This is a genomic window from Streptomyces sp. NPDC127129 (genome assembly GCF_042671585.1).
In the GTDB taxonomy this organism is placed as follows: domain Bacteria; phylum Actinomycetota; class Actinomycetes; order Streptomycetales; family Streptomycetaceae; genus Streptomyces.
In genome coordinates, this window is the sequence record NZ_JBHXTV010000008.1 from 281,504 (window position 1) to 304,007 (window position 22,504).

Sequence of the window (22,504 nt, forward strand, 5' to 3'; positions counted from 1 at the left end):
CCACCCCCTGAACCGGGCCGCGCCGTCAGTCCGTCAGGGAGCGCTCCGCCACCCGTCGCAGGTGGCCCGCGAAGACCTCGGCGGCGTCGGGGGTCAGCGTCCGCAGCGCCACCATCGCGGTGATGATCACGTCGCACAGCTCGGACTCGACGTCCTGCCAGGTGTGCGAGGAACCCTTGCGCGGGTTCTGCCCCATGGTGCCGATCACGGCCTCCGCGACCTCACCGACCTCCTCCGAGAGCTTCAGGACACGCAGCAGGACGTCCTGCTCCGGCGGGAGCGTGTGGTGCGCGGAGATCCAGGAGGCGAGGCGGTCGACGGTGTTCCACGGCTCGGTCATGACCCAGAAGCCTGCCACCTCCACGCGGTCGCCAGGGTACGCGGATGATATTCCGGCGTGAGCGGCTCGAAGCCGCTGTGGGTGCGTTCGAGGCCGCCGTGCGGGCGCAGGACGCGGCTGCGGCGGAGGGGGCCTTCGAGGGGCTGCACCGGGCGTTCGGGCGCGCCCGGGACGAGGAGTTGCGGGAGGCCGCGCCCCGGCTCGCGGCGTTCCTGGCCGAGGTGCCCGCGGGCCCGCGGGCCGTGGTCGCGGTCATGATCGGCGCGTGCGTGGAGCGGGGTGCCGACGCGGTCGTCTGCGCGCCCGCCGTCCTCGCCGCCGCACGTGAGGCGTTCGAGACCGCCGAGGTGTTCTGCGAGCGCTGGGCGGCCACCGGTGGCGGTGACCTGCCGGGCCACGAGGACGACCTCACGGAGGCCGACGTCGAGCGGGTGGGCTTCGACGCCGTCGTCGGCTGGGAGTCGCTCCCGCAGTGGGAGATGGCCTGCGTCGCGATGCTCAACGTGAAGGCGGTACGGCGCGCAGCCGACGGCAAGGCGGAGCTGCGGGCGGTCGTGGAGCGCGTCCGGGAGGCCTCGGGGGATCCGTTCAAGTGCCTCGCCTACGCCTTGGACGTGCTGGACGACGAGCCGCTCGTCATGCTCGACCGGAAGACCGGCGCCGGCTTCGCCGTACGGGTCTCCGGGATCGGCGACAACTTCCAGCTGCACACCCTCCTGGCCGACGCCCTGATCGGCGGCGGACACCTGCCCGGCAGGGCGCCCACCCCGCAGGCCGTCGCCATGTGCCGCGACCGGCCCGGGATGACCTCGACCACCGGGTCCTTCAATCTCGTCGGCGCCGACGGCGAATGGATCTGGAACGAGGGCAACCCCTCGGAGATCCCCGTCGTCGGCGGCGTACGGATCGTGGTCCTCGACCCGCCGCCGTACGAACGGAGCTGGCCCGCCGGACGGTTCTTCCCCGGGATGACCGGCGAGCTCGTGCTGGAACGCGTCCTGCCCGGGACCGAGGCCGCGGGGCTGCTCGTCCAGGTGGCGGAGTCCGTGCGCTGAGGTGCGGCACATGTGCGGCCCGGGTCCGTGGGGTTCGGGGCGGGGCGGTGTACGGGTAGGGCCATGACGATTCCCGTGGACAGACTCACCGATCCCGCCGTGCGCGCCTTCGTCGCGGCCCTCAACGCCAACGACCGTGACGCGTTCTTCGCGGTCCTCACCCCCGGCGCCACCATGTCCGACGACGGCTCCGACCGGAACGTCGACGAGTGGACCGACAAGGAGATCTTCTCCTCGCGCGGCCACATGGAGATCGAGTCCGAGAAGGACGGCGGGCACGCCCTCGTCGCCCGCTACCGCAACGACACCTGGGGCGAGATGCGGACCGCCTGGCGGTTCCAGGTGCAGGACGGGAAGGTCACCCGCTTCGAGACCGGCCAGGCGTAGCCGGAGGGTGCCTTCAGGGCCTCTCGGCACCTGTTCCCGAGAGGCCCTTCCGAGGCCCCTAGCCCCGGCCGATGTACGGCATCGCCGTTGCCATCACCGTCGCGAACTGCACGTTCGCCTCCAGCGGCAGGGCCGCCATGTGCACCACCGTCGCCGCCACGTCCGCCGCGTCCATCACCGGCTCCGCCGCCAGCTCCCCGTTCGCCTGCAGGATCCCCGACTGCATCCGCGCCGTCATCTCCGTCGCCGCGTTCCCGATGTCGATCTGCCCGCACGCGATCCGGTACGGGCGGCCGTCCAGCGAGAGCGACTTCGTCAGGCCCGTCATCGCGTGCTTGGTCGCCGTGTAGGCGATCGAGTGCGGGCGCGGCACGTGTGCCGAGATCGAGCCGTTGTTGATGATCCGGCCGCCCTGCGGGGACTGTTCCTTCATCACCCGGAACGCCGCCTGGGCGCACAGGAACGAGCCGGTCAGGTTCACGTCCACGACCGAGCGCCAGGTCTCGTAGGCCAGGTCCTCGACCGGGGTCCCGCCGCCCGCGAACGTCCCCGCGTTGTTGAAGAGCAGGTCGACCCGGCCGAACCGGTCCCGTACCGACTCGAAGAGCCGTGCCACCTCCTCCGGTGACGTCACGTCCGTCGGGACGACGTACGCCGCGCCGGCCGCCGCCAGGGCGTCCGCCGTCTCCTCCAGGGGCTCGCGCCGGCGGCCGGCGAGCGCCACCGACCAGCCCGCCCCGGCCAGGGCCAGGGCCACACCCCGGCCGATGCCCGATCCCGCTCCCGTCACCACAGCGATGCGCGACTCAGTGCTCATGGGCGCGCAGCGTACGTGAGATCGGTGCACAGGGAACTCATCTGTCCGACACGCGGATGTTCTGTACCCGACAACCCAGGGACGTCCCGCGCCACTCCAATGCCTGACGGACAACATCCGTCAGGGGAGGGGCGTATGACGTACGCACAGACATCCACGCCGAACCATTCCGACGAACTCCGCGCCGCCGCCCGGCACTTCGGGCGCCGCGGCTTCCTCACCACCGCGGGCGCCGCCGCCGCGCTCGCCCTCGCGGTCCAGCTGCCTGCGGCCGGCACGGCGAGCGCCGCCGAGCTGGATCCGCGCCGCATCACCGAGGACCCGTTCACCCTGGGGGTGGCATCCGGCGACCCGCTGCCGGGCTCGGTCGTCCTCTGGACCCGGCTCGCGCCCCGGCCCTTCGACCCCGACAGCGGCCTGCCCCGCGAGCGCGTGGCGGTCCACTGGGAGCTCGCGCACGACGAGCGCTTCGGCCGGACCGTCCGGCGCGGCAAGGTCACCGCCCATCCCGAGTTCCAGCACAGCGTCCACGTCGAGATCGACCACCTCGACCCGGACCGGGTGTACTTCTACCGGTTCCGCGCCGGGGCCTGGACCAGCCCCGTCGGCCGCACCCGGACCGCGCCCGCCCCCGGCGCGCGCATATCCGGCCTCAAGCTCGCCGCCGTCTCCTGCCAGGCGTACCACGACGGCTACTTCACCGCCTACGGCCACCTCGCCCAGGAGGACCTCGACGTCGTCTTCCACCTCGGCGACTACCTCTACGAGTACGCCGTCACCGCCACCGGCGGCGCCCGCGCCTACACCGACCGGCGGCTGCCCGCCGTCTTCAACCGGGAGACGCTCACCCTGGAGGACTACCGGCTGCGGTACGCCCTCTACAAGTCCGACCCCGACCTGCGGGCGGCCCATGCCGCGCACCCCTTCGTGGTCACCTGGGACGACCACGAGACCGAGAACAACTACGCGGGCGACATCCCCGAGAACGACGTGCCGCCGGAGGAGTTCCTGCTCCGCAGGGCCGCCGCCTACCGCGCCTACTGGGAGAACCAGCCGCTCCGGAGGATCCAGCGCCCCGAGGGCCCGGACATGCGGCTCTACCGCCGTCTCCGCTTCGGCCGCCTCGCCCAGTTCGACATCCTCGACACCCGCCAGTACCGCTCCAACCAGGCGTACGGAGACGGCTGGCGGGTTCCCGGGCCCGAGTCCGAGGACCCGAGCCGCACCATGACCGGCGCCACGCAGGAGCGCTGGCTGCTCGACGGCTGGCGCGACTCGCGCGCGCTGTGGAACGTCGTCCCGCAGCAGGTCGTCTTCGCCGAGCGCCGCGACGTGCCGAGCGACGCCTTCAAGCTCTCCATGGACTCCTGGGACGGGTACCCGGCCTCCCGGCAGCGGATCCTGGACGGCGCGGCGGCGGCCGGCATCGAGAACCTGATGGTGCTCACCGGCGACGTCCACGTCGGTTACGGCCTCGACATCAAGGCCGACCACCGCGACCCCACCTCGCGGACCCTCGGCACCGAGATCGTCGCCACCTCGATCGCCAGCGGCAAGGACGGCGCCGACCGGCCCGCCAACTACGCCAACCTCACCGCCGCCAACCCGCACCTGAAGTTCTACAACGGCCGGCGCGGCTATGTGACGGTCGCGCTCGGCCAGGACAGCGCCCGCGCCGACTTCCGTACGGTCGCGGCCGTGACGACCCCCGGCGCCCCGGTCACCACGGCCGGGTCCTTCGTCACCGAGGCGGGCAACCCCGGGCTCACACCGGCGTGACCGACAGCTCTCCGGGATAGCGGACGCCGATGCGGTCCCGTACCGCGTCGAGCGTCCGCATCACGGCGAGGGAGCCGTCCAGCGGTACGAGGGGGGACTCCGTCAGGCCCGCCCGCAGACAGCGCGCGACCTCGGCCGCCTCCGGCAGCAGCGACTCCCGGTCGCCGTCGAGGACGAACTCCTCCGGCTCCCGGCCGTGGCGCCGCAGCGTGAAGCGGTCGGGGAAGAAGAAGCCGGCCGGGACGTCGATCCGGCCCGCCGACCCCGTCACCGAGGCGGCCATCGGGGTGTCCGCCACGAGCGAGCAGGACAGCAGGGCCGAGGCCCCCGAGGACCAGCCGAGGAGCATCCCCGTGTTCAGGTCCACGCCCTCGGGCGAGAGCAGCGCGTGCGCCTGGACCGAGTCGGGTTCGCCGAGCAGCAGCTGGGCGAAGGAGACCGGATAGACGCCGAGGTCCAGGAGCGCCCCGCCGCCGAGGGCCGGGTCGCGCAGCCGGTGGCCGGCGGCGAACGGGCCCGCGAGCCCGAAGTCCGCCTGCACCGTCCTGACCTCGCCGACCGCACCCTCCGCGACCAGCTCCCGGATGCGGCGGATCAGCGGGTTGCAGTACATCCACATGGCCTCCATCAGGAAGAGACCACGGTCCCGGGCGAGGGTGGCCAGCTCCTCCGCCTCGCGCGCGTTCAGGGTGAGCGCCTTCTCGCAGAGCACCGGCTTGCCGGCCTCCAGGGCGAGCCCGGCGGCCTCCCGGTGCGCGTGGTGCGGGGTGGCCACGTACACCACGTCGACGTCCGGATCGGCGACGAGCGCGGCCCACTCGCCGTACGCCTTCGGAATCCCGAACCGGTCGGCGAAGGCCCGCGCCGACGCCTCCGTACGGGAGGCCACGGCCACCACCTCGGCGTCGTCCGCCGCGAGCAGGTCCCCGGCGAACTTCGCCGCGATCCCGCCCGTCGCCAGCACGCCCCACCGCACGGTCCTGCCCATGCCCCACCCCACGAAAGTCTCGGCCCGTTCCGACGAGCTGAGAGCATAGGGAAAGTTTCAACGAAATGGAGCAGTCGATGCCGGAGAGCGGCCAGCCCACGAAGCGGGGATCCCAGGCACACATATCCGCCGGTCCCGCGGCCCCCGCGCGGCGTGCGAGCCTGCTCGTCACGCTCGTCCTCGGCGGTCTGACCGCGCTTCCGCCGCTGTCCATGGACATGTACCTGCCGGCGCTGCCGGAGGTCACCGAGATGCTGCGCTCGCCTGCGGCAACCGTCCAGCTGACCCTGACCGCCTGTCTCGCCGGCATGGCGCTCGGTCAGCTCGTCGTCGGCCCGATGAGCGACCGGTGGGGCCGTCGCAGACCGCTGCTCATCGGCATGCTCGTGTACGTCGCGGCCACCGCGGTCTGCGCCTTCGCCCCCACCGTCGAACTGCTCATCGGCTTCCGGCTGCTCCAGGGCCTGGCGGGCGCGGCGGGCATCGTGATCGCCCGGGCCGTCGTCCGCGACCTGTACGACGGCGTCGCGATGGCCCGGTTCTTCTCCACCCTGATGCTGATCTCCGGCGCGGCCCCGATCATCGCCCCGCTCATCGGCGGCCAGATCCTGCGGATCACCGACTGGCGGGGCGTCTTCCACGTCCTCGCCCTCATCGGCGTGCTCCTGACCCTGGTGGTCTGGAAGTGGCTGGAGGAGACGCTGCCGCCCGAGCGCCGCCACGAGGGCGGTGTCGGGGAGGCGCTGCGCACCATGCGCGGACTGCTCGCCGACCGGGTCTTCACCGGCTACATGCTGGCCGGAGGGCTCGCCTTCGCCGCGCTCTTCGCGTACATCTCGGCCTCCCCGTTCGTCGTGCAGGAGATCTACGGCGCCTCGCCGCAGACCTTCAGCCTCCTCTTCGGCCTCAACTCCGTCGGTCTCGTCGCCGTCGGGCAGATCAACGGCAAGCTGCTCGTCGGCCGGGTCAGCCTCGACAAGGCGCTGGGCTGGGGGCTCTGCGTGATCCTGCTCGCCTCGGTGGCGCTGCTCGTCATGACGAGCGGGGTCCTCGGGAAGCCGGGGCTCGCGCCCGTGGCCGCCGGGCTCTTCGTCCTGATGTCGGCGATGGGTCTGGCGATGCCCAACACCAACGCGCAGGCGCTGATGCGCACTCCGCACGCGGCGGGCTCCGCCTCCGCGCTGCTCGGCACCTCCTCGTTCCTCATCGGGGCGGTCGCCTCGCCGCTCGTCGGCATCGCGGGCGAGGCCACGGCCGTGCCGATGGCCGTGGTGCAGCTGGTGTGCGCGGCCGGGGCGCTCGCCTGCTTCCTGGGGATGTGCCGGCCGTGGCGCCCCCGGGAGGCCGCCTAAAATGTGGAGGTGAACGCCTCCCCCTCCTTCCCCTCCGGCGACGCACTGCGCGCCGCGCTCGCCGGGCTCCTGGCCGGGCTGCCGCCGCGCCAGGCGACGCAGGCCGTCGACCGGCTGATCGCCAACTACCGGGGGACCACCCCGACCGACGCCCCCGTACTGCGGGACCGCTCCGACGTCGCCGCGTACGCCGCGTACCGGATGCCGGCGACGTTCGAGGCGGTACGGGCGGCGCTCGGCGCGCTGCGGGACGCGGCCCCCGCCTGGGAGCCGGCCACGCACACGGACATCGGCGGCGGCACCGGGTCCGCGAGCTGGGCGGTCGCGGAGGCCTGGGACGGGGCCGCGCGCACGACCGTGCTCGACTGGGCCGAGCCCGCGCTCGCCCTCGGCGAGGAGCTTGCCGACGGGGTCTTCGAGGCGGAGTGGCGGCGGGCCCGGATCAGCGGGGCGCTGAGCCTCGACGCCACGGACCTGGTGACCGTCAGCTACGTCCTGAAGGAGCTGACCGAGGCCGACCGCCGCGCGGTCGTGACCGAGGCGGCGCGGGTGGCGCAGGCGGTCGTGATCGTCGAGCCGGGCACCCCCGACGGCTACGAGCGGATCATCGCGGCACGCTCCCTCCTCGTGGAGGCGGGCTTCACCGTGGCCGCGCCGTGCCCGCACAGCGGGACCTGCCCGATCGAGCCGGGCAGGGACTGGTGCCACTTCGCGGCCCGGGTGAGCAGGTCGTCGCTGCACCGGCAGGTGAAGGGCGGTTCGCTGCCGTACGAGGACGAGAAGTTCAGCTACGTGGCGGCGACCCGGTTCCCCGTCCTGCCGGCGGCCTCCCGCGTCATCCGCAAGCCCCAGATCCGCAAGGGCCAGGTCCTGCTGGACCTCTGCGGCCCCGAGGAGACCGGCCTGACGCGCGAGACGGTCACCAAGCGGCACGGGGCGCTGTACAAGGCGGCGCGGGACGCGGAGTGGGGCGACCCCTGGCCCCCGGAGTCCTCGGAGTCCTCGGATTCCTCGGAGTAGGACCCGGGGGCAGGGGCCGCCCCCGGGCTCACCCCTGGGCGGGGCGCAGCTCCTGGGTGCAGCACTTCACGCTGCCGCCGCCCTTGAGCAGCTCCGACAGGTCCATGCCGAGGGGCTCGAAGCCCCGGTCACGGAGGGGTTCGAGGAGCCCCACCGCCGCCTGCGGCAGCAGCACGTGGTGGCCGTCGCTCACCGCGTTCAGGCCGAGCGTCGCCGCGTCCTCCTCCGTCGCGAGCAGGGCGTCGGGGTAGAGCCTGGCCAGCACCTCCCGGCTGCCGGGGGAGAAGGCGCCGGGGTAGTACATGATCTCGTCGCGCGCAGGGTCCAGGACGCAGAGCGCCGTGTCCAGGTGGTAGTACCGCGGGTCCACCAGCTCCAGGCCGATCACCGGGCGCCCGAAGAACTCCTGCGCCTCCAGGTGCGAGAGCGGGGTGGAGCGGAAGCCCCGGCCGGCCAGGATCCAGGACGAGGTCACGGCGAAGTCGCCCTCCGCCTCGTTCACGTGCTCCGGCACGCGGACCTCCGCGTAACCGTTTCCGCGGAACCAGTCCAGATGCGCCTTCTCCTCCTCCGTACGCTCCGGATGGGCGAACTTCGCGCCGAGCACGCGGCCGTCCACCACGGTCGCGCCGTTCGCGGTGAAGACCATGTCGGGCAGGCCCGGGACCGGGTCGAGCAGCTCCACGGTGTGGCCGAGCGCGCGGTACTTGGCCGTCAGGTCCTCCCACTGGGCGAGGGCGAGCGGCAGGTCGACCGGCTTGGTGGGGTCCATCCAGGGGTTGATGGAGTACGTCACCTCGAAGTGCGTGGGTGGGCACATCAGATAACGGCGGGGCGAGGCCTCGCGCGGGGTCTGGCGCAAAGAGAGCTCCTCACGGACGGAAGAACAGTCGTCGGACGGAGCCCATGGTCCGCCCTCGAACGGCTCCGCGCAGTGGACCGTTCGGGTGGTTCACCGAACGTTCGGTCCGGGTATCCGAAACCGGCAGGCGAGACGCGCCGTCTCGTCCGCTGCTAGATTGGCGCCATGCCCGACACCAGGACCCCCGCCGCCAAGAGCCCCGACGCCACCCGTCGCAGCGAGCGCTCCCGCCGCGCCATCTACGAGGCGGCCCTCGCGCTCGTGTCCGAGACCGGCTACGCCAGGACGACCGTCGAGGGCATCGCCGCCCGCGCCGGGGTCGGCAAGCAGACCATCTACCGCTGGTGGCCCTCCAAGGCCGCCGTCCTCCTCGAGGCCTTCCTGGACCTCGCCGCCCAGGCCAACGAGGCGCTCGGGGGCGACGCCGACAGTGAGATCCCCGACACCGGGGACCTCGCCGCCGACCTCAAGTACGTGCTCCGCGCCACGGTCGACGAGCTGAACAACCCCACCTACGACGCCCCCTCCCGCGCCCTGGCCGCCGAGGGCGTCGTCAACCCCGAGCTCGGCGCCCAGTTCGTCGAGAAACTCCTCGAACCCCAGCTCCAGTACTACGTACGCCGCATCGAGGCCGCCCAGGCGGCCGGCGACATCGACCCCGACGTCGACCCGCGCATCGCCCTCGAACTCCTCGTCGGCCCCCTGAACCACCGCTGGCTGCACCGCACCCTGCCCCTCACCCACGCCTACGCCGACACCCTCGTCGACTACGCGCTGCGCGGGCTCGCGCCCAGGGCGTAACCCCGTTACGTACCCCGGTTGGGGACTCCGGTCACCCGGAGCACCGGAAGATGCGACGATGGGCAGAGCCGAACGGGCGAGGACAGGTGTGAGGGGATAGATGGGCGACGGTATCGGCCGCTACCGCGGCACGGAGAGCAGGCTCCCGCAGTGGCTGCGCAGGCGGCCCAAACGCACCGCGGCCGAGGACGAGAACCGCCGCGAGAACCTGCTCCTGGCCACCGCCGCCGCCGGACTGCCCCTCGCCCCCGCCGCGTACCCCGTCGGCTACCGCTGTTCCTGCGAGCGCATCGGCTGTCCCACCCCCGCCCGGCACCCCGTCTCCTTCGCCTGGCAGACCCAGTCCACGTCCGACCGCGCCCAGATCGAGCGCTGGGCCCGGAACGAGCCCGAGGCGAACTTCGTCACGGCCACCGGCATGGTCCACGACGTCCTCGACGTCCCCCTGGACGCCGGCCGGGCCGCCCTGGAGCGGCTCCTCGACCAGGGCGTGGAGGTCGGACCGGTCGCCGAGTCCGCCGACAGCGCGGGCGACGGCGGCCGGATGCTCTTCTTCACCGCCACCCGCGGCACCCCCGAGGACGAGGACGAGTGGTGGCCCTGCGAGCTGGACTGCCATCCGGAGACCATGGACGAGCACCCGGGGCTGCGCTGGCACTGTCGCGGCAGCTACGTGCTCGTTCCGCCGGCCCGGCTCATCGGTGACGAGGAGGAGCGGCCGGCGGTCAGCTGGGTCCGCGGCCCCGAGCACCCGCTGCCCGACCCGCTGAACCTCCTGGAGACCCTGACCGACGCCTGCGCCCGGCACGCGGCCGAGCAGGGTGACCAGCACACCGGACACGAGGTGGCCTGGCCGCTCGGCCGCCGCTGAACCGGAGCGACCGCCTACCGGAGCGGGCCGTGAACCGTACGGGCCGTGAACCGTACGGGCCCGGCCGGCTCTCCTCGCCGTATGACGAGCCCTACGAGCCCTACGAGCCCTTCGCGCCCGTGACGCCCTGGAGCCGGCCCGCGACCGTGACGCCGTCCGCGTCCGTGCCCGCCGGCTTCACCAGCACCGTCTGGCTCGACACCCACTCCTTGGTGACGGTGTTCTTGACCTCGCCCGTCATCAGCGCCTTCACATCGGGATCGACCTTGGGCCGGTAGCCCGTGGCCGCCGTCTGCTGCTCGAAGTACCGCGTCGCGAAGAAGACCAGGGCCCCGCCGTCCTCGGTCGCGAGGGCCAGTGGCGCGAAGTCCCCGGCGTCCGTGACCTGGTCGGCGTACTGCGTCGCGAGACCCAGCCGCTTCGAGCCCTTCTCACGCTCCTCACGCCAGAGCGTGGTGTGCGGACCGGCGGCGAACTGGCCCCGCTCGCCCCCGTCGAGGAACGAGACGTAGTTCCGTCCCAGGTCCTTGGGCGCGACGGCGAGAGCCGTGGAGTCCGCGGGGACCGGGACGGCGAAGCCGCCCTCGGTCTTGAACGCGGGGATCTCGTTCGGGGTCAGGATCGCCAGATAGGCGACCTCCCACAGCTGGTCGGCGCCGTTGCGCACGAAGACCAGGAGCCAGCGGTTGTCGCCCGGGCCGTCGTCGGCGTCCCGGTTGGAGTCGGTGTCCGCGACGAACCAGCGCGGCCAGCCCGCCTTCTTGGGGAGGACGTACGTCGCGTCCGTCAGCTCCAGGGGCTGGTGCTGCGGGTTGCCTCCGGGCGCCGTGATCGAACGGGACTTCAGACCGGCCTGGTTGATCGCCCCCAGCGCCCCGGTGACCCGGTCCGCGTCGAGCTTCGGGTCGTGCGCCTTGTCGGCCTCGTTGTAGGCGTCGGTGAACTCCTTGAGAGCCTGTTCGGCCTCGGCCTTCGTCGCCGCCGGGATCAGCTCCCGCTCACCGTGCACCGTCACGCAGCCGCTCGCCGTCAGCGCCAGCACGGCCGTCGCCGTCGCCGCCACGGACACCCGGGACGGTCGTCCCGGCTCAGCGAGTGCCCTCGACGGTCCCCTCAGCCTTCTCATCGGTCGCCTTCTGCTCCTTCACCGGCACGGACGGAACCGACCCTACCGGGGTCAGGAACAGTGCGAGTGCCGGGACCAGATAGAGCACCCACACCGTGACCTGAAGAACCGTCGGGTTCGGCTGGAAGTTGAAGACGCCCTTGAGTAGCGTCCCGTACCAGCTGTCCGGCGGGATCGTCGCCGAGATGTCGAAGGCCTTGTCCGCGAGACCGCCCAGGAAGCGCGCCTCCTGCAGGTCGTGCACGCCGTACGCGAGGACGCCCGCCGCCACCACGACCAACATGCCGCCGGTCCAGGTGAAGAACCGCGCCAGGTCGATCCTCAGCGCGCCCCGGTAGAAGAGCCAGCCGAGCAGCACCGCCGTCGCGATGCCGAGCAGCACCCCGATCAGCGGCGCGGACGTGCCGTCCGAGGAGGCGCGTACCGACGCCCAGACGAAGAGCGCCGTCTCCAGACCCTCGCGGCCCACCGCCAGGAACGCGGTGGCCACCAGAGCGCCCGTGCCCATCCGGAGCGCCGTGTCGAGCCTTCCCTGCAGCTCCGCCTTCAGATGGCGGGCCGTGCGCCGCATCCAGAAGACCATCCAGGTGACCAGCACCACCGCGAGGATGGAGAGCGAGCCGCCCAGCAGCTCCTGTGCCTCGAACGTCAGCTCCCGGGAGCCGAATTCGAGCCCGGCGCCGAAGGCGAGCGCGATCCCCGCCGCCGCGCCGATGCCGGCCCAGACCGGCTTCAAGGCGTCGCGGCGCCCGGTCTTCACCAGGTACGCGACGAGGATGCAGACGACCAGACTGGCTTCCAGGCCTTCGCGCAGGCCGATCAGATAGTTGCCGAACACGTCGGTCCCTTCCCGTCTAGGAGAACAGCGCCCGGCCCCACCAGTCGTCCTTGTCGCGGACGCCCGGCGGGACGGCGAAGAGCGCCGAACCCACGTGCTGGATGTACTCGTTGAGGACGTCCGCGCGGGCCAGCGAGGTCTGGACCGGCACGAAGCCGGTACGGACGTCCCGCTGGTACGCGAGGAAGAACAGGCCCGCCTCCAGGCGGCCCAGGCCGTCCGTGCCGTCCGTGAAGGAGTAGCCGCGGCGCAGGATCGTGGCCCCGTTGTTGCTGTCGGGGTGCGCGAGGCGGACGTGCGCCTCCGGCTTCATCGCCTTCAGGAACGGCTCGTCGTGCTCCCTGGCCTTGCCGACGGGCGCGCCCTCCTTCTTGTCGCGGCCGAAGATGTCCTCCTGCTCGGCCAGCGGAGTGCGGTCCCAGGTCTCGACGTTCATCCGGATCCGGCGGGCGACGAGGTAGGAGCCGCCCGTCATCCAGGAGGCCTGTCCCGGGGCGTCCTTCGCGGCGACCCAGACGTGCTTGTCGAGCCCGGCGGTGTCGGTGCCCGCGATGTTGCGGGTGCCGTCCTTGAAACCGAAGAGGTTGCGCGGGGTCTGGGCGTCCGGGGTGGTGGAGGACGTCTTGCCGAAGCCGAGCTGCGACCAGCGGACCGCGACCCGGCCGAAGCCGATCCTGGCCAGGTTGCGGATCGCGTGCACCGCGACCTGCGGGTCGTCGGCGCAGGCCTGGACACAGAGGTCGCCGCCGCTGCGGGCCGGGTCCAGGTTGTCGCCGGGGAACCTGGGCAGGTCGATCAGGGCGCCGGGCCGCCGGTCCTTCAGGCCGAAGCGGCCGTCGAAGAGGGAGGGCCCGAAGCCGATGGTGAGGGTGAGCCGGGACGGCTTGAGGCCGAGGGCCTCGCCGGTGTCGTCCGGCGGTGCCTCCGGCAGGCCGCCGTAGGCGCCCTCGCCGACCTCGTGACCGGCCGTCATCCGCTCGGCGGCGCGCGTCCACTCCTTCAGGAGCCGCACCAGTTCGGCGCGGTCGTCCGTCTTCACGTCGAAGGCGGCGAAGTGCAGCCGGTCCTGGACGGCCGTGGCGATCCCGGCCTGGTGGGCGCCGTGGAACGGCACGGCCGAACCGCCGTCGGCCACGGGGACGGAGGCGTCCCCGGTACGGGCGAGGGCGACGGCACCGCCGGCCGCGGCGGCGCCGAGCGCGAGCCCGGCACCGCCCCAGCCCAGGACCGTGCGCCGCGAGGCCGGGGTGCGCCCCGGCGCCGTGTTCTCCTGCGCGTCGGACATGTCGGTGTCCCCCTACTTCACGACGGCGGCGGCGAGCTTGGAGAGCGGCTCGGCCAGCGCGTTGACGCCGTCCGACAGCTCCTTGCGCTCGGCCTTGCCGACCTTGTCGTACGAGGTGAAGACGTAGCTCGTCTTGTCCGCGCGGTACTTGTCCAGGAGCGTGTTCAGCGCCGCGAACTGCTTGTCCAGCTCGGCGACGAGCGCCGGGTCGTTCTTCGAGGCGACCGGCTTGAGCAGCTCGAAGGACTTCTGCGCGCCCTCGACGTTCGCCTTGAAGTCGACCAGGTCGGTGTGGGAGTAACGCTCCTCCTCGCCCGTGACCTTGCCGGTGGCGACCTCGTCCAGGAGCTCCTTGGCGCCGTTGGCCATCGAGGTCGGGGTGATGTCGGCCTTGCCGACGCGCTTCACCCAGTCCGCGAGGTCCTTGTCGAGGATGTCGGCGAGCTGCTTCTCGCGGTCGCCGATCTTGTTGTCCTGCCAGAGGGCCTTCTCCAGGCGGTGCCAGCCGGTCCAGTCCTTCGCCGGGTCCTGGCCCTCCTCGAGACCGTCCTCGCGGACGTCGACCTTGGGGTCGATGTCGCCGAAGGACTCGGCGACCGGCTCGGTGCGCTCCCAGCCGATGCGCGAGTCGGCGTACGCCTTCTTCGCGGCCTCGACGTCACCCGCGCGGACGGCGTCGGTGAAGACCTTCACCTTCGGCAGGGTGCCGTCGGCCTGCGCCTGCACGTACTGGCGGTAGGAGGCGACGGCGGCGTCCATCTCGGGCGAGCGCTTGGCGGCGGCCGCGCCACCGGTGACGGTGACCTTCTGGCGGATGCCGTCGCCCGTCATGCCCGGCTTGCAGGCGATCTCGTACTCGCCCGCCTTGACCTCGGCGGTGATCGTGGCCTTGGTGCCGGGGCCGATGTTCTCGCGCTCGGTCACGATCCGGTCGTCCGGGTAGAGGACGTAGACCTCGGTGACCTTCGTGCCGCGGTTCTCGACGGCGAGCTTCACGTGTCCCGCCGGGAACTCCTTGGCGGAGACCTCGCAGGAGTCGTCCTTGGCGACGACCTGGACGGCGCCGTCGCCGCCCTTGGCGTCGCTCTTCTCGGCGCAGCCCGTGACGGCGGTCAGGGCCGCCACGGTGGCGGCGGCGGTGACGACGGAGAGACGGACGGCGCGCATACGGGCTCCAGGAAGGGACGGTGTCGGGGGAAAGGCGGGCCTAACTTAACCGAGGCTTACCTCACCCGAAACGGGGCGTCCAGTGATTCGTCTCTCACGTTTCCGCCCCGCTCACGGTGGGGTCACGGAGCGCCCAACGGCGCCCCAAGGCCGGGTCAACCACGGGTCAAGGAGCCGGATTTGTCTGTTTCGGCGTCTCCGTCGCCGGGTGCGGCCCCGCGCCGGGGAACGACCAGCGGCACCCCGGTCCTCGGGTGCGGGAGGACCTCCAGCGGCTGCCGGTACACCCGGCTCAGGAGCGCCTCCTCGAAGACCTCGGCCGGCGGCCCGTCGACGGCGATCCGGCCGCCGTGCAGCACCCCGACCCGGTCCGCGTGCGCGGCCGCGAGTCCCAGGTCGTGCAGGACGACGACGACCGCGACGCCGGCCGCGGCACGCTCCCGGCAGACACGCAGCACCAGTTCCTGGTGGCGCAGGTCGAGCGCCGCCGTCGGCTCGTCGAGCAGCATCAGCGGGGTGCGCTGGGCCAGCACCCGGGCCAGGGCGACACGGGCCCGCTCGCCGCCGGAGAGCGCGGAGAACGGGCGGTCGGCGAACTCCTCGACCTCGGTGGCTGCCATCGCCTCGGCGACGGCCGCCTCGTCCTCGTCCTCGCCTCCGGTCCCCGCCCAGGGCGCCCGCCCCATCCGGACGACCTCGGCGACCGGGAAGGGGAACGCGAGCGCGGCCGCCTGCGGCAGCACGGCCCGGCGCAGGGCGAGTTCGGGCGCCGACCAGCCGGCGGCGGGCCGGCCGCAGATCCGTACCTCGCCGGCGGCGGGCGGGAGATCGGCGGCCAGGGCGGCCAGCAGCGTCGACTTCCCGGCCCCGTTGGGCCCGACCAGGGCCAGTACCTCACCGGCGCGTACGGCGGTGTCCACCCCGCCGAGCACCTCCCGTCCGCCGAGTCCGACGCGCAGCCCCCGGGCCTCGGCGACGACCTCGCCCGCCACGGGAGGGGCGGGCAGCTCACGCGTACGACGGGGGAGGAGACCGCGGAACCGTACGGACCTCATACCCAACCACCTTGCCTGCGACGGGTCCTGCGCAGCAGCCAGAAGAAGAACGGGCTGCCGAGGAGGGCGGTCAGGACGCCCAGGGGCAGTTCGGCGGGCGCCGCGACCGTACGGGCCGCCAGGTCGCCGGCCGCGAGCACCACCGCACCGCCCAGGGCGCTCCCCGGGACGAGGAAGCGGTGGCCGGGGCCGTTCGCCATGCGCAGCAGGTGCGGCACCAGCAGACCCACGAAGGAGATGATGCCCGCCACCGCGACCGCGGCGGCCGTCAGCAGCGCGACGACCAGGATCAGGACGATCCGCAGCCGCTCGACGTCCACGCCCAGGTGACGGGCCGGCCGCTCCCCGAGCGCGAGGAGGTCCAGCGTGCGGGCGTGGAGCGGGGCGACGGCCAGTCCGGCCACCGCGCAGGGCAGCACGGCGAGCACCTTGGGCCAGGTGGCCTGGGCGAGCGAGCCGAGCTGCCAGAAGGTGATCTGGGTGATCTGCGCGTTGTCCGCGAAGAAGATGAACAGGCCGATGAGGGCGCCCGCGAAGGCGTTCACCGCGATACCGGTGAGGATCAGCGTCACCACCTCGGTACGGCCGCCGTCCCGGGACACCGCGTACACGAGGAGGACGGTGGCGAGCCCGGCCACGAACGCGCAGACCGTCACGGTCCAGTTGCCGAGGAACGTGAGTCCGAGCGCGATCGCACCGACCGCGCCGACGGCCGCGCCGGCCGAGATGCCGATCACCCCGGGCTCGGCGAGCGGGTTGCCGAACACCCCCTGCATCAGGGCGCCCGCGCAGCCGAGCGAGGCGCCGACGAGGAGCGCGAGGACGACCCGGGGGAGCCGGATGTTCCACAGGACGCTCTCGGCCGAACGCTCAAGGGCGTGGCCGCCGAGGCCGAGGCGGTGCTGGACGGAGGCGAGGACGTCTCCGAGCGGGATCTCGTACGCCCCGATGCCGGCGGAGAGCAGCGCGAGGGCTGCCAGCGCGACGGCGAGCACGAGCGTGAGTGCGGCGGCCCTGCCGCGGGGTGCGACGCGGCGGGAGGCCTGGGGGCCCGGGACCGGTAGGGGGGCCGTCGAGTCGGCGGATCGCGCCGCGCCCGCCGGTGTCACCGAGTCGTCGACGGCGGTCACTTCGTCTCCCCGTACAGCTGGTCGACGAGTGACTTCAGTACCTGGTCCGTACGCGGGCCGTAGTTGAGCAGGACGCCGTCGTCGATCGAGACGACCCTGCGGTCCCTGCCTGCCGGGGTCTCGGCGACGCCGGGGACCTTCTTCAGGCCCTCGATCCCGCCGACCGACTCGAGTCCCTTGCGCATCACGAGGATCGCGTCCGGCGCGGCGGCGGCCAGGGCCTCGCTGGTGATGGGCGTGAAGTCCTTCTTCAGGCCCGATTCCTTGCCCGCGTCGACGGCTCCCGCCGCCTCCAGGAGCGACGCCGCCCCGGACTCGGCCCCGCCGAGCAGATAGACGGCCGCGGATCCGCGTACGTAGAGGAAGGCGACCCGCGGCCTGTCCCCGCCGGCTCCGGCGGGGATGTCCCGGCGGACGGCGTCGATCCGGTCCTGCGTGCGCCGCTTCAGCGCGGTCCCGGCCTCCGGCGCACCGACGGCGGCGGCGACCGTGTCGATCCGCGCGGACACGTCCGCGAGCTCCTTCGCCGGCTCCACCACGACGAGCGGGACGCCCGCGTCGCGGATCTGGGCGATCGCCTCGGCCGGCCCCGTGGAGGTGTCGGCGAGCACGAGGGTGGGCCGAAGCGACAGCACGCTCTCGGCGGAGACGTCGTGGGCGCGGGTCACCACCGGGAGTTCCGCGGCCTGTTCGAAGGTGGCCGTGACGTCCCGGGCGACGACGCGGTCGCCGAGGCCGAGGGTGAACACGATCTCGTTCAGGGAGCCGGTGAGCGGGACGATCCGTTCGGTGGAGGTGACGGTGACCCTGCGGCCGTCCGCCGACTCCACGGTCGCCGGGAGCGTGGACTCCGGTGCGCCGGCGAGGGGTTCGACCCGGTCGGGGGCGGCGTGCCGGGTCGTGGCGGGCGCGGCCGTCCCGGGAGCGCTTCCGCCACCGCAGCCGGTGGCCACGAGGGCCGGGGCGAGTGCCGACATCAGCACACCCGCGAGGCGAGTTCTCCGCACGAGGAGGCACCTTCCGTTCGTTCCGGGCAGCGGTCTGTCGTTCTGCCTCGGGTTAGCTTAGGTTAGCCTTACCTCACTTGCCAGCCCTCGGAGGGGTTCCATGCTGCTGTCCAGACGGGCCCGAGCGCTCGCCGTCACGCTCTTCGCGGCGCTCCTCGGGTCCCTGCTCCCGGCCACCTCCGCCGAGGCGGCGGACCGTACCGTGCAGGGGGGCAGGCTCGACTGGGGGATCAGATCCTCGTTCCAGAGCTATGTCACCGGCCCCATCGCACAGGGCAGTTGGAACCTCACGGGCGGCGCCGCCACCGTCGGCGGCAGCCGGTTCCGCTTCCACTCCGCCCAGGGCTCGTACGACCCCGCGAGCGGAGCCTTCACGGCCGGCTTCGCGGGCGGGGTGCGCTTCGTCGGTCATCGCAGGAGCGACGGCACCCACGAGCTCGATCTGACGATCAGCCGGCCTCGCGTCCGGATCGAGGGCGGGCGCGGCACGCTCCACGCCGACATGGCGAGCAAGGCCAAGGGCACGGGGAGGATCACCTCCACCGCCCAGGTGCCGATCGCCTCGCTCGACCTGTCCGGCATCGACATGCGCGGCGGCGGCAGCCCCGTCTCCCTCGCCGACGTGCCCACGACGCTCACCACCCAGGGTGCGCGCGCCTTCGCCGGGTACTACCCGGCCGGGACCCCGCTCGACCCGGTCAGCCTCACCGTGGACGTGCAGGCGGCCGCCGAGCCGTCGCTCACGGGCGCCACCAAGTCGCCGGAGCCGACGGCGAGTTCCTCGACCGCCGACGGATCCCTCAGGGACGCGGCGGTCGACTGGGGCGTGCGCCGCACCTTCCGCGAGTACGTCACCGGCTCCGTCGCCCAGGGCGGGTGGACCCTCTCCGGCGGTGCCCAGGACGGCGGCGCGCTGTTCCGCTTCCCGGCCGGGAAGGGAACGTACGACCCGCGGAAGGAGACCCTCGACGCCGACTTCACCGGCACCGTCCGCTTCACCGGCACCCACCTGGACCTCTCCCTCGGCGCCGTCTCCGTCACGGTGAAGGGCGGCAGAGGCACGCTCAGCGCGGATGTGACCAGCGCCGGGAAGACCGGGAAGGCCGTCCCCCTGATCACCTTCACGGCTCGGGACTTCGCGCCCAGGAACGGCCTCGCCGTTCTGACCGAGGCGCCCGCGACCCTCACCGAGGGCGGCGCCAGGGCCTTCGGCGGGATGTACAAGGCCGGCACGGAGATGGACCCGGTGTCCCTGGCCGTCGCCGTCGACGCGACAGCGCGGCTACCGGCCCTCCCGGACCTGGGCGGCGACGCGACTCCCTCCTCCTCTCCCACCTCCACGCCTCCGGCGTCGATCGCCCCCGCGAAGACGGCCGCCGCGAGCGAGTCCACCGGCACGGCCGCCTACGTCGCCGTCGGTGCGGGCGTGCTCCTGGTCGCCGCCCTCGCCGTCCTCGTCGCCGTACGCCGCAGGTCGGTCACCGCGGCCGCCGACCCCGCCGACCCCACCACCCCCACCGACTGAAGCCCCCGATTCCCACCCCCGTAGGGAGACCACCCACCATGTCCACCGTCACCCGACGCCCTGTCGTCCTCGCCGCCGCCGTCGCCACCGCGGCAGCCCTCGGCACGAGCGTCCTCGCCCTGCCCGCCCTCGCCGCCGACGGCGCGGACGGAGCGGCCGCCGCTCCCGCCCTGCAGCTCAAGGACGGCACGCTCGACTGGGGCTTCAAGGAGTCCTTCCGGAAGTACCTCGCCTCGCCGATGGCGCAGGGGAAGACCACGGTCGGCGGCGGCGCGAAGCAGGCGGCGGACCACGGCGTGTTCACCTTCGTGGAGGGCGCCGGCACGTACGACACCGGCACGCACGCCACCGCCACCGGCTTCAAGGGCAGCGTCCGCTTCGAGGCCCACCACGGCGTCCTCGACATCACGCTCTCCGACGTGAAGCTGACCACCAGGGGCACGGCCGCGCCGACCGGCGAGATCCTCGCCGACGTCGTCACCAAGGCCAAGGACGGCACGTTCGTCACCCGGAACGACGTCGCCGTGGCCGCGCTCGACATGACCGGCGTGCGGCCGGGCCAGGGCGCGGGCGGCGCGATGGTCTTCAAGGACATACCGGCGAAGCTGACCAAGGGCGGCGCGGAGGCGTTCGCGGGCTTCTACAAGGAGGGTGACGCGCTCGACGCGGCGACCCTGACGGTGAAGGCGGGCGGCACCCAGCCGACCCCGACGCCCACGCCGACGAAGACCACGACGCCCACGCCGGCCCCAACCCCCACGCCGACGAAGACCACGGCACCGCCCACCACGGCCCCCACCACCGCGAAGCCCACCGCCCTACCGGCCACCGGCACCTCGTCCGTGGTGAGCGGCAGGCTCACCTGGGGCGTGAAGGGAACCTGGCGGTCGTACGTCGTGAACACCTGCGGCGGCAAGGCCGTCACGACCGGCGGCGCGACGAGGAACGGACCGGTGTACGACTTCGCCCTCGCCTCCGGCGCCTGGAAGGCGAGCAGCCGCACGGCGGACGCGGCCTTCAAGGGCACGGTCCGCTTCGAGTGCGCCGCGCACACGATCGACCTGGCGATCAGCGACGTGAAGGTGATGGCGAAGGGCTCGGCCGGCACTCTCGTCGCGGACGTCACGACCTCCAAGGGCACGAGGAACGACGTGACCTTCGCCGACCTCGACTTCACCAAGGCCGACTACACGGCGAAGAACGGCGTCGTCACCCTGAAGTCCGTCCCGGCCAGGCTGACCAAGGACGGCGCGGCCCAGTTCGCCGGACCGAACGGCGAGGCCTTCTACAAGCCGGGCACGGCCATCGACCCGGTGACGGTCGCCCTCACCGTGGACAAGGACGCCACGCTGCCGTCCACGACCACGGGCACGGGCGGGACCACGGGCGGCACCGCGGGCGGCTCGACCACCGGCGGTGGAGGCACCGTCGGCGGCTCCGGCTCCCTCGCCGCCACCGGCGCGGATGTCCCGGCCGGCACCCTCCTCGCCACCGCCGGGGCCACCGCCCTCGCGGGCGCGGCCGTCGTCCTCGCGGCCCGCCGCCGCACGACGGAGTCCTGACCCCACCTCCCCGCAGCCAGGGCCGCACCCCGAGAACGCCGGTGCGGCCCTGCCGCGTGCGCCGATTCCCGGGGGACCGGCGGAACGGGGCGCGTGGATGCTTGAATTCCGCCATGAACACGACCGCGACGACTGGCGCCTCCGACCTCGACGTCCTGCGCGTCTTCTGCGCCGGCGACGGCCGGTACGGCAACGCCCTGGGTGTCGTACGGGACGGGCGCACGTATCCCGACGAGGCGTCCCGGCAGGCGCTCGCCAAGGAGCTCGGGTTCAGCGAGACCGTTTTCGTGGACGATCCCGAGCGGGGCGTCGTCGACATCTACACGCCCGGTGTGCGGCTGCCGTTCGCCGGTTACCCGCTGGTCGGGACCGCCTGGCTGCTCGACCTGGAGGTCGTGTGCCCGCCCGTCGGCGAGGTGTGGGTGCGCGGGGACGGGGAGTTCACCTGGATCGAGGCGCGGGCCGAGTGGGCCCCGCCGCGGACCCTGCTCCGGTACGGCTCCGCTGCCGAGGTGGACGCGCTCGAGGTGCCCCCGCCGGGGACCTGGATCTACGCATGGGCCTGGGAGGACGAGGCCGCCGGGCGGGTCAGGGCGCGCGGCTTCCCGGGGCGGGGTGACGGCATCGACGAGGACGAGGCGACGGGCGCCGCGGCCCTGCTGCTCACGGCCGAGCTGGGCCGCGCGCTGAACATCACGCAGGGCCGGGGGTCGCAGATCCTCACGGCCCCCGGCCCCGACGGAGTGATCGAGCTGGGCGGGCGGGTCCGCCTCGAACGGACCCTCACCCTCTGACGCTCAGGCGCTCACGCGCTGAGCGGGAACTCGACGCCCAGCTCCCGGAAGACCGCGCCGTTGAAGTCGAACGCGCGCTTGCACTCGTCGATGATCCGCTGCTTCTCCAGGTCGTCGGCGTTCACCCCGTCGAGCAGCTCCCGGTACCCGCGCTTGAAGGCCGCCGGGTTCGCGATCTCCTCGAACACGTAGAAGCGGACGCCGTCGCCCTTGCGCGTGAAGCCCCACGTCCGTTCCGCCTTGTCGCGGATGATCTGGCCGCCGGAGAGGTCCCCGAGATAGCGCGTGTAGTGGTGCGCCACGTAGCCGGCGGGCCACTCCCGCGCGCACTCCGCCACCCGCGCCGCGTACGCGGCCGTGGCGGGCAGCGGGGAGAGCCCCTCGCGCCAGTCAGGGCCCCGCAGATGGGCGAGGTCCTGCTCCAGGGCGGCCGTGCGGAACAGCTCCGGCTGTATGAACGGCCCGGCGACCGGGTCGTCCTTCAGCGCCTCGGCACCCTCCTCCAGCGCGCGGTACACGAACCACAGCTGCTCCGTGTACCGCGTATAGGCGTCCACCGCGAGGCGGCCGCCGAGCAGGTCGCTCATGAAGGTCGACGTCTCGGCCTCGGTGTGCTGCTCGTGAGAGGCCGTGCGGATGAGCGTCGAGAAAGGCGTGTCCAAGGCGTGCCTCCGGGCCGATGGGGACGGGAACCTGCTGTGATACTGCTACTTAGGCTTACCTAAGTCAACTGGTTCCCGACG

At 72.9% G+C, this 22,504-nt stretch carries 22 protein-coding genes; 10 read left to right on the forward strand and 12 right to left on the reverse strand.

Features of this window, described 5'->3' with window-relative positions:
• Positions 1–25: 25 nt before the first annotated feature.
• Entirely contained in the window at positions 26–340 is a 315-nt protein-coding gene (locus tag ACFVGW_RS18010; RefSeq protein ID WP_383227381.1) for a MazG-like family protein, read from the reverse strand.
• 44 nt (positions 341–384) lie between these two features.
• Between ACFVGW_RS18010 and ACFVGW_RS18015 the strand changes: the two genes are divergently transcribed.
• Both ACFVGW_RS18015 and ACFVGW_RS18020 read left to right on the forward strand, forming a co-directional pair.
• On the forward strand, positions 385–1,395 hold the full coding sequence (locus ACFVGW_RS18015) for a hypothetical protein (RefSeq protein ID WP_385852654.1): 1,011 nt from the start codon (positions 385–387) through the stop codon (positions 1,393–1,395).
• Between the two features lie 63 nt (positions 1,396–1,458).
• Complete coding sequence (locus ACFVGW_RS18020) at positions 1,459–1,782, forward strand: nuclear transport factor 2 family protein (protein WP_352188265.1); 324 nt, start codon at positions 1,459–1,461, stop codon at positions 1,780–1,782.
• Positions 1,783–1,840: 58 nt separating this feature from the next.
• Here the strand turns inward: ACFVGW_RS18020 and ACFVGW_RS18025 are convergent, their stop codons facing one another.
• The gene (locus ACFVGW_RS18025; protein WP_385852655.1) at positions 1,841–2,599 is read right to left on the reverse strand and encodes an SDR family oxidoreductase; all 759 of its coding nucleotides are present in this window, start codon (positions 2,597–2,599) and stop codon (positions 1,841–1,843) included.
• Positions 2,600–2,734: 135 nt separating this feature from the next.
• Here ACFVGW_RS18025 and ACFVGW_RS18030 point away from each other — a divergent pair, with 135 nt between their 5' ends.
• Positions 2,735–4,378: an alkaline phosphatase D family protein gene (locus ACFVGW_RS18030; RefSeq protein ID WP_385852656.1), complete on the forward strand. Its 1,644-nt coding sequence runs from the start codon at positions 2,735–2,737 to the stop codon at positions 4,376–4,378.
• Here ACFVGW_RS18030 and ACFVGW_RS18035 read toward each other — a convergent pair.
• Positions 4,365–5,366, reverse strand: coding sequence for a Gfo/Idh/MocA family protein (locus ACFVGW_RS18035; RefSeq protein WP_385852657.1), 1,002 nt, complete (start codon positions 5,364–5,366; stop codon positions 4,365–4,367). The two genes, ACFVGW_RS18030 and ACFVGW_RS18035, sit on opposite strands and share 14 nt — an antisense overlap.
• A gap of 77 nt (positions 5,367–5,443) precedes the next feature.
• On the opposite strand from ACFVGW_RS18035, the gene ACFVGW_RS18040 reads away from it, so the two are divergent.
• Both ACFVGW_RS18040 and ACFVGW_RS18045 read left to right on the forward strand, forming a co-directional pair.
• Entirely contained in the window at positions 5,444–6,718 is a 1,275-nt protein-coding gene (locus ACFVGW_RS18040) for a Bcr/CflA family multidrug efflux MFS transporter (RefSeq protein ID WP_385852658.1), read from the forward strand.
• Positions 6,719–6,727: 9 nt separating this feature from the next.
• A complete protein-coding gene (locus tag ACFVGW_RS18045; protein WP_385852659.1) occupies positions 6,728–7,738 on the forward strand; it encodes a small ribosomal subunit Rsm22 family protein in 1,011 nt (336 codons plus the stop codon).
• Positions 7,739–7,766: 28 nt separating this feature from the next.
• Here ACFVGW_RS18045 and ddaH read toward each other — a convergent pair whose 3' ends face one another.
• The gene (ddaH, locus tag ACFVGW_RS18050; RefSeq protein WP_383310623.1) at positions 7,767–8,600 is read right to left on the reverse strand and encodes a dimethylargininase; all 834 of its coding nucleotides are present in this window, start codon (positions 8,598–8,600) and stop codon (positions 7,767–7,769) included.
• 165 nt (positions 8,601–8,765) lie between these two features.
• On the opposite strand from ddaH, the gene ACFVGW_RS18055 reads away from it, so the two are divergent.
• Positions 8,766–9,401 carry a TetR/AcrR family transcriptional regulator gene (locus ACFVGW_RS18055; RefSeq protein WP_385852660.1) on the forward strand — a complete coding sequence of 212 codons (636 nt, stop codon included), beginning with the start codon at positions 8,766–8,768 and terminating at the stop codon, positions 9,399–9,401.
• Between the two features lie 100 nt (positions 9,402–9,501).
• The gene (locus tag ACFVGW_RS18060; protein WP_385852661.1) at positions 9,502–10,272 is read left to right on the forward strand and encodes a bifunctional DNA primase/polymerase; all 771 of its coding nucleotides are present in this window, start codon (positions 9,502–9,504) and stop codon (positions 10,270–10,272) included.
• 100 nt (positions 10,273–10,372) lie between these two features.
• Here the strand turns inward: ACFVGW_RS18060 and ACFVGW_RS18065 are convergent, their stop codons facing one another.
• The 7 genes from ACFVGW_RS18065 to ACFVGW_RS18095 all read right to left on the reverse strand — a co-directional run bounded on the left by ACFVGW_RS18065 (position 10,373) and on the right by ACFVGW_RS18095 (position 17,850).
• Complete coding sequence (locus ACFVGW_RS18065) at positions 10,373–11,398, reverse strand: hypothetical protein (protein ID WP_385852662.1); 1,026 nt, start codon at positions 11,396–11,398, stop codon at positions 10,373–10,375.
• Complete coding sequence (gene efeU / locus ACFVGW_RS18070) at positions 11,361–12,236, reverse strand: iron uptake transporter permease EfeU (RefSeq protein WP_385852663.1); 876 nt, start codon at positions 12,234–12,236, stop codon at positions 11,361–11,363. The genes ACFVGW_RS18065 and efeU overlap by 38 nt, the downstream gene beginning before the upstream one ends.
• A 16-nt stretch (positions 12,237–12,252) precedes the next feature.
• A complete protein-coding gene (gene efeB / locus ACFVGW_RS18075; RefSeq protein WP_383310627.1) occupies positions 12,253–13,521 on the reverse strand; it encodes an iron uptake transporter deferrochelatase/peroxidase subunit in 1,269 nt (422 codons plus the stop codon).
• A gap of 12 nt (positions 13,522–13,533) precedes the next feature.
• A complete protein-coding gene (gene efeO / locus ACFVGW_RS18080; protein WP_385852664.1) occupies positions 13,534–14,688 on the reverse strand; it encodes an iron uptake system protein EfeO in 1,155 nt (384 codons plus the stop codon).
• Positions 14,689–14,843: 155 nt separating this feature from the next.
• A complete protein-coding gene (locus tag ACFVGW_RS18085) occupies positions 14,844–15,743 on the reverse strand; it encodes a heme ABC transporter ATP-binding protein (RefSeq protein ID WP_385852665.1) in 900 nt (299 codons plus the stop codon).
• The gene (locus ACFVGW_RS18090; protein WP_385852666.1) at positions 15,740–16,873 is read right to left on the reverse strand and encodes a FecCD family ABC transporter permease; all 1,134 of its coding nucleotides are present in this window, start codon (positions 16,871–16,873) and stop codon (positions 15,740–15,742) included. The genes ACFVGW_RS18085 and ACFVGW_RS18090 overlap by 4 nt, the downstream gene beginning before the upstream one ends.
• Positions 16,870–17,850, reverse strand: coding sequence for a hemin ABC transporter substrate-binding protein (locus ACFVGW_RS18095; protein ID WP_385852702.1), 981 nt, complete (start codon positions 17,848–17,850; stop codon positions 16,870–16,872). The genes ACFVGW_RS18090 and ACFVGW_RS18095 overlap by 4 nt, the downstream gene beginning before the upstream one ends.
• 130 nt (positions 17,851–17,980) lie before the next feature.
• Between ACFVGW_RS18095 and ACFVGW_RS18100 the strand changes: the two genes are divergently transcribed.
• The 3 genes from ACFVGW_RS18100 to ACFVGW_RS18110 all read left to right on the forward strand — a co-directional run bounded on the left by ACFVGW_RS18100 (position 17,981) and on the right by ACFVGW_RS18110 (position 21,761).
• Positions 17,981–19,405, forward strand: coding sequence for an HtaA domain-containing protein (locus ACFVGW_RS18100; protein WP_385852667.1), 1,425 nt, complete (start codon positions 17,981–17,983; stop codon positions 19,403–19,405).
• Positions 19,406–19,443: 38 nt separating this feature from the next.
• A complete protein-coding gene (locus tag ACFVGW_RS18105; protein WP_385852668.1) occupies positions 19,444–20,967 on the forward strand; it encodes an HtaA domain-containing protein in 1,524 nt (507 codons plus the stop codon).
• Positions 20,968–21,080: 113 nt separating this feature from the next.
• Positions 21,081–21,761 carry a PhzF family phenazine biosynthesis protein gene (locus tag ACFVGW_RS18110; protein WP_385852669.1) on the forward strand — a complete coding sequence of 227 codons (681 nt, stop codon included), beginning with the start codon at positions 21,081–21,083 and terminating at the stop codon, positions 21,759–21,761.
• Positions 21,762–21,772: 11 nt separating this feature from the next.
• On the opposite strand, the gene ACFVGW_RS18115 is transcribed toward ACFVGW_RS18110, so the two are convergent.
• A complete protein-coding gene (locus tag ACFVGW_RS18115; RefSeq protein ID WP_385852670.1) occupies positions 21,773–22,423 on the reverse strand; it encodes a heme oxygenase (biliverdin-producing) in 651 nt (216 codons plus the stop codon).
• Positions 22,424–22,504: the final 81 nt, after the last annotated feature.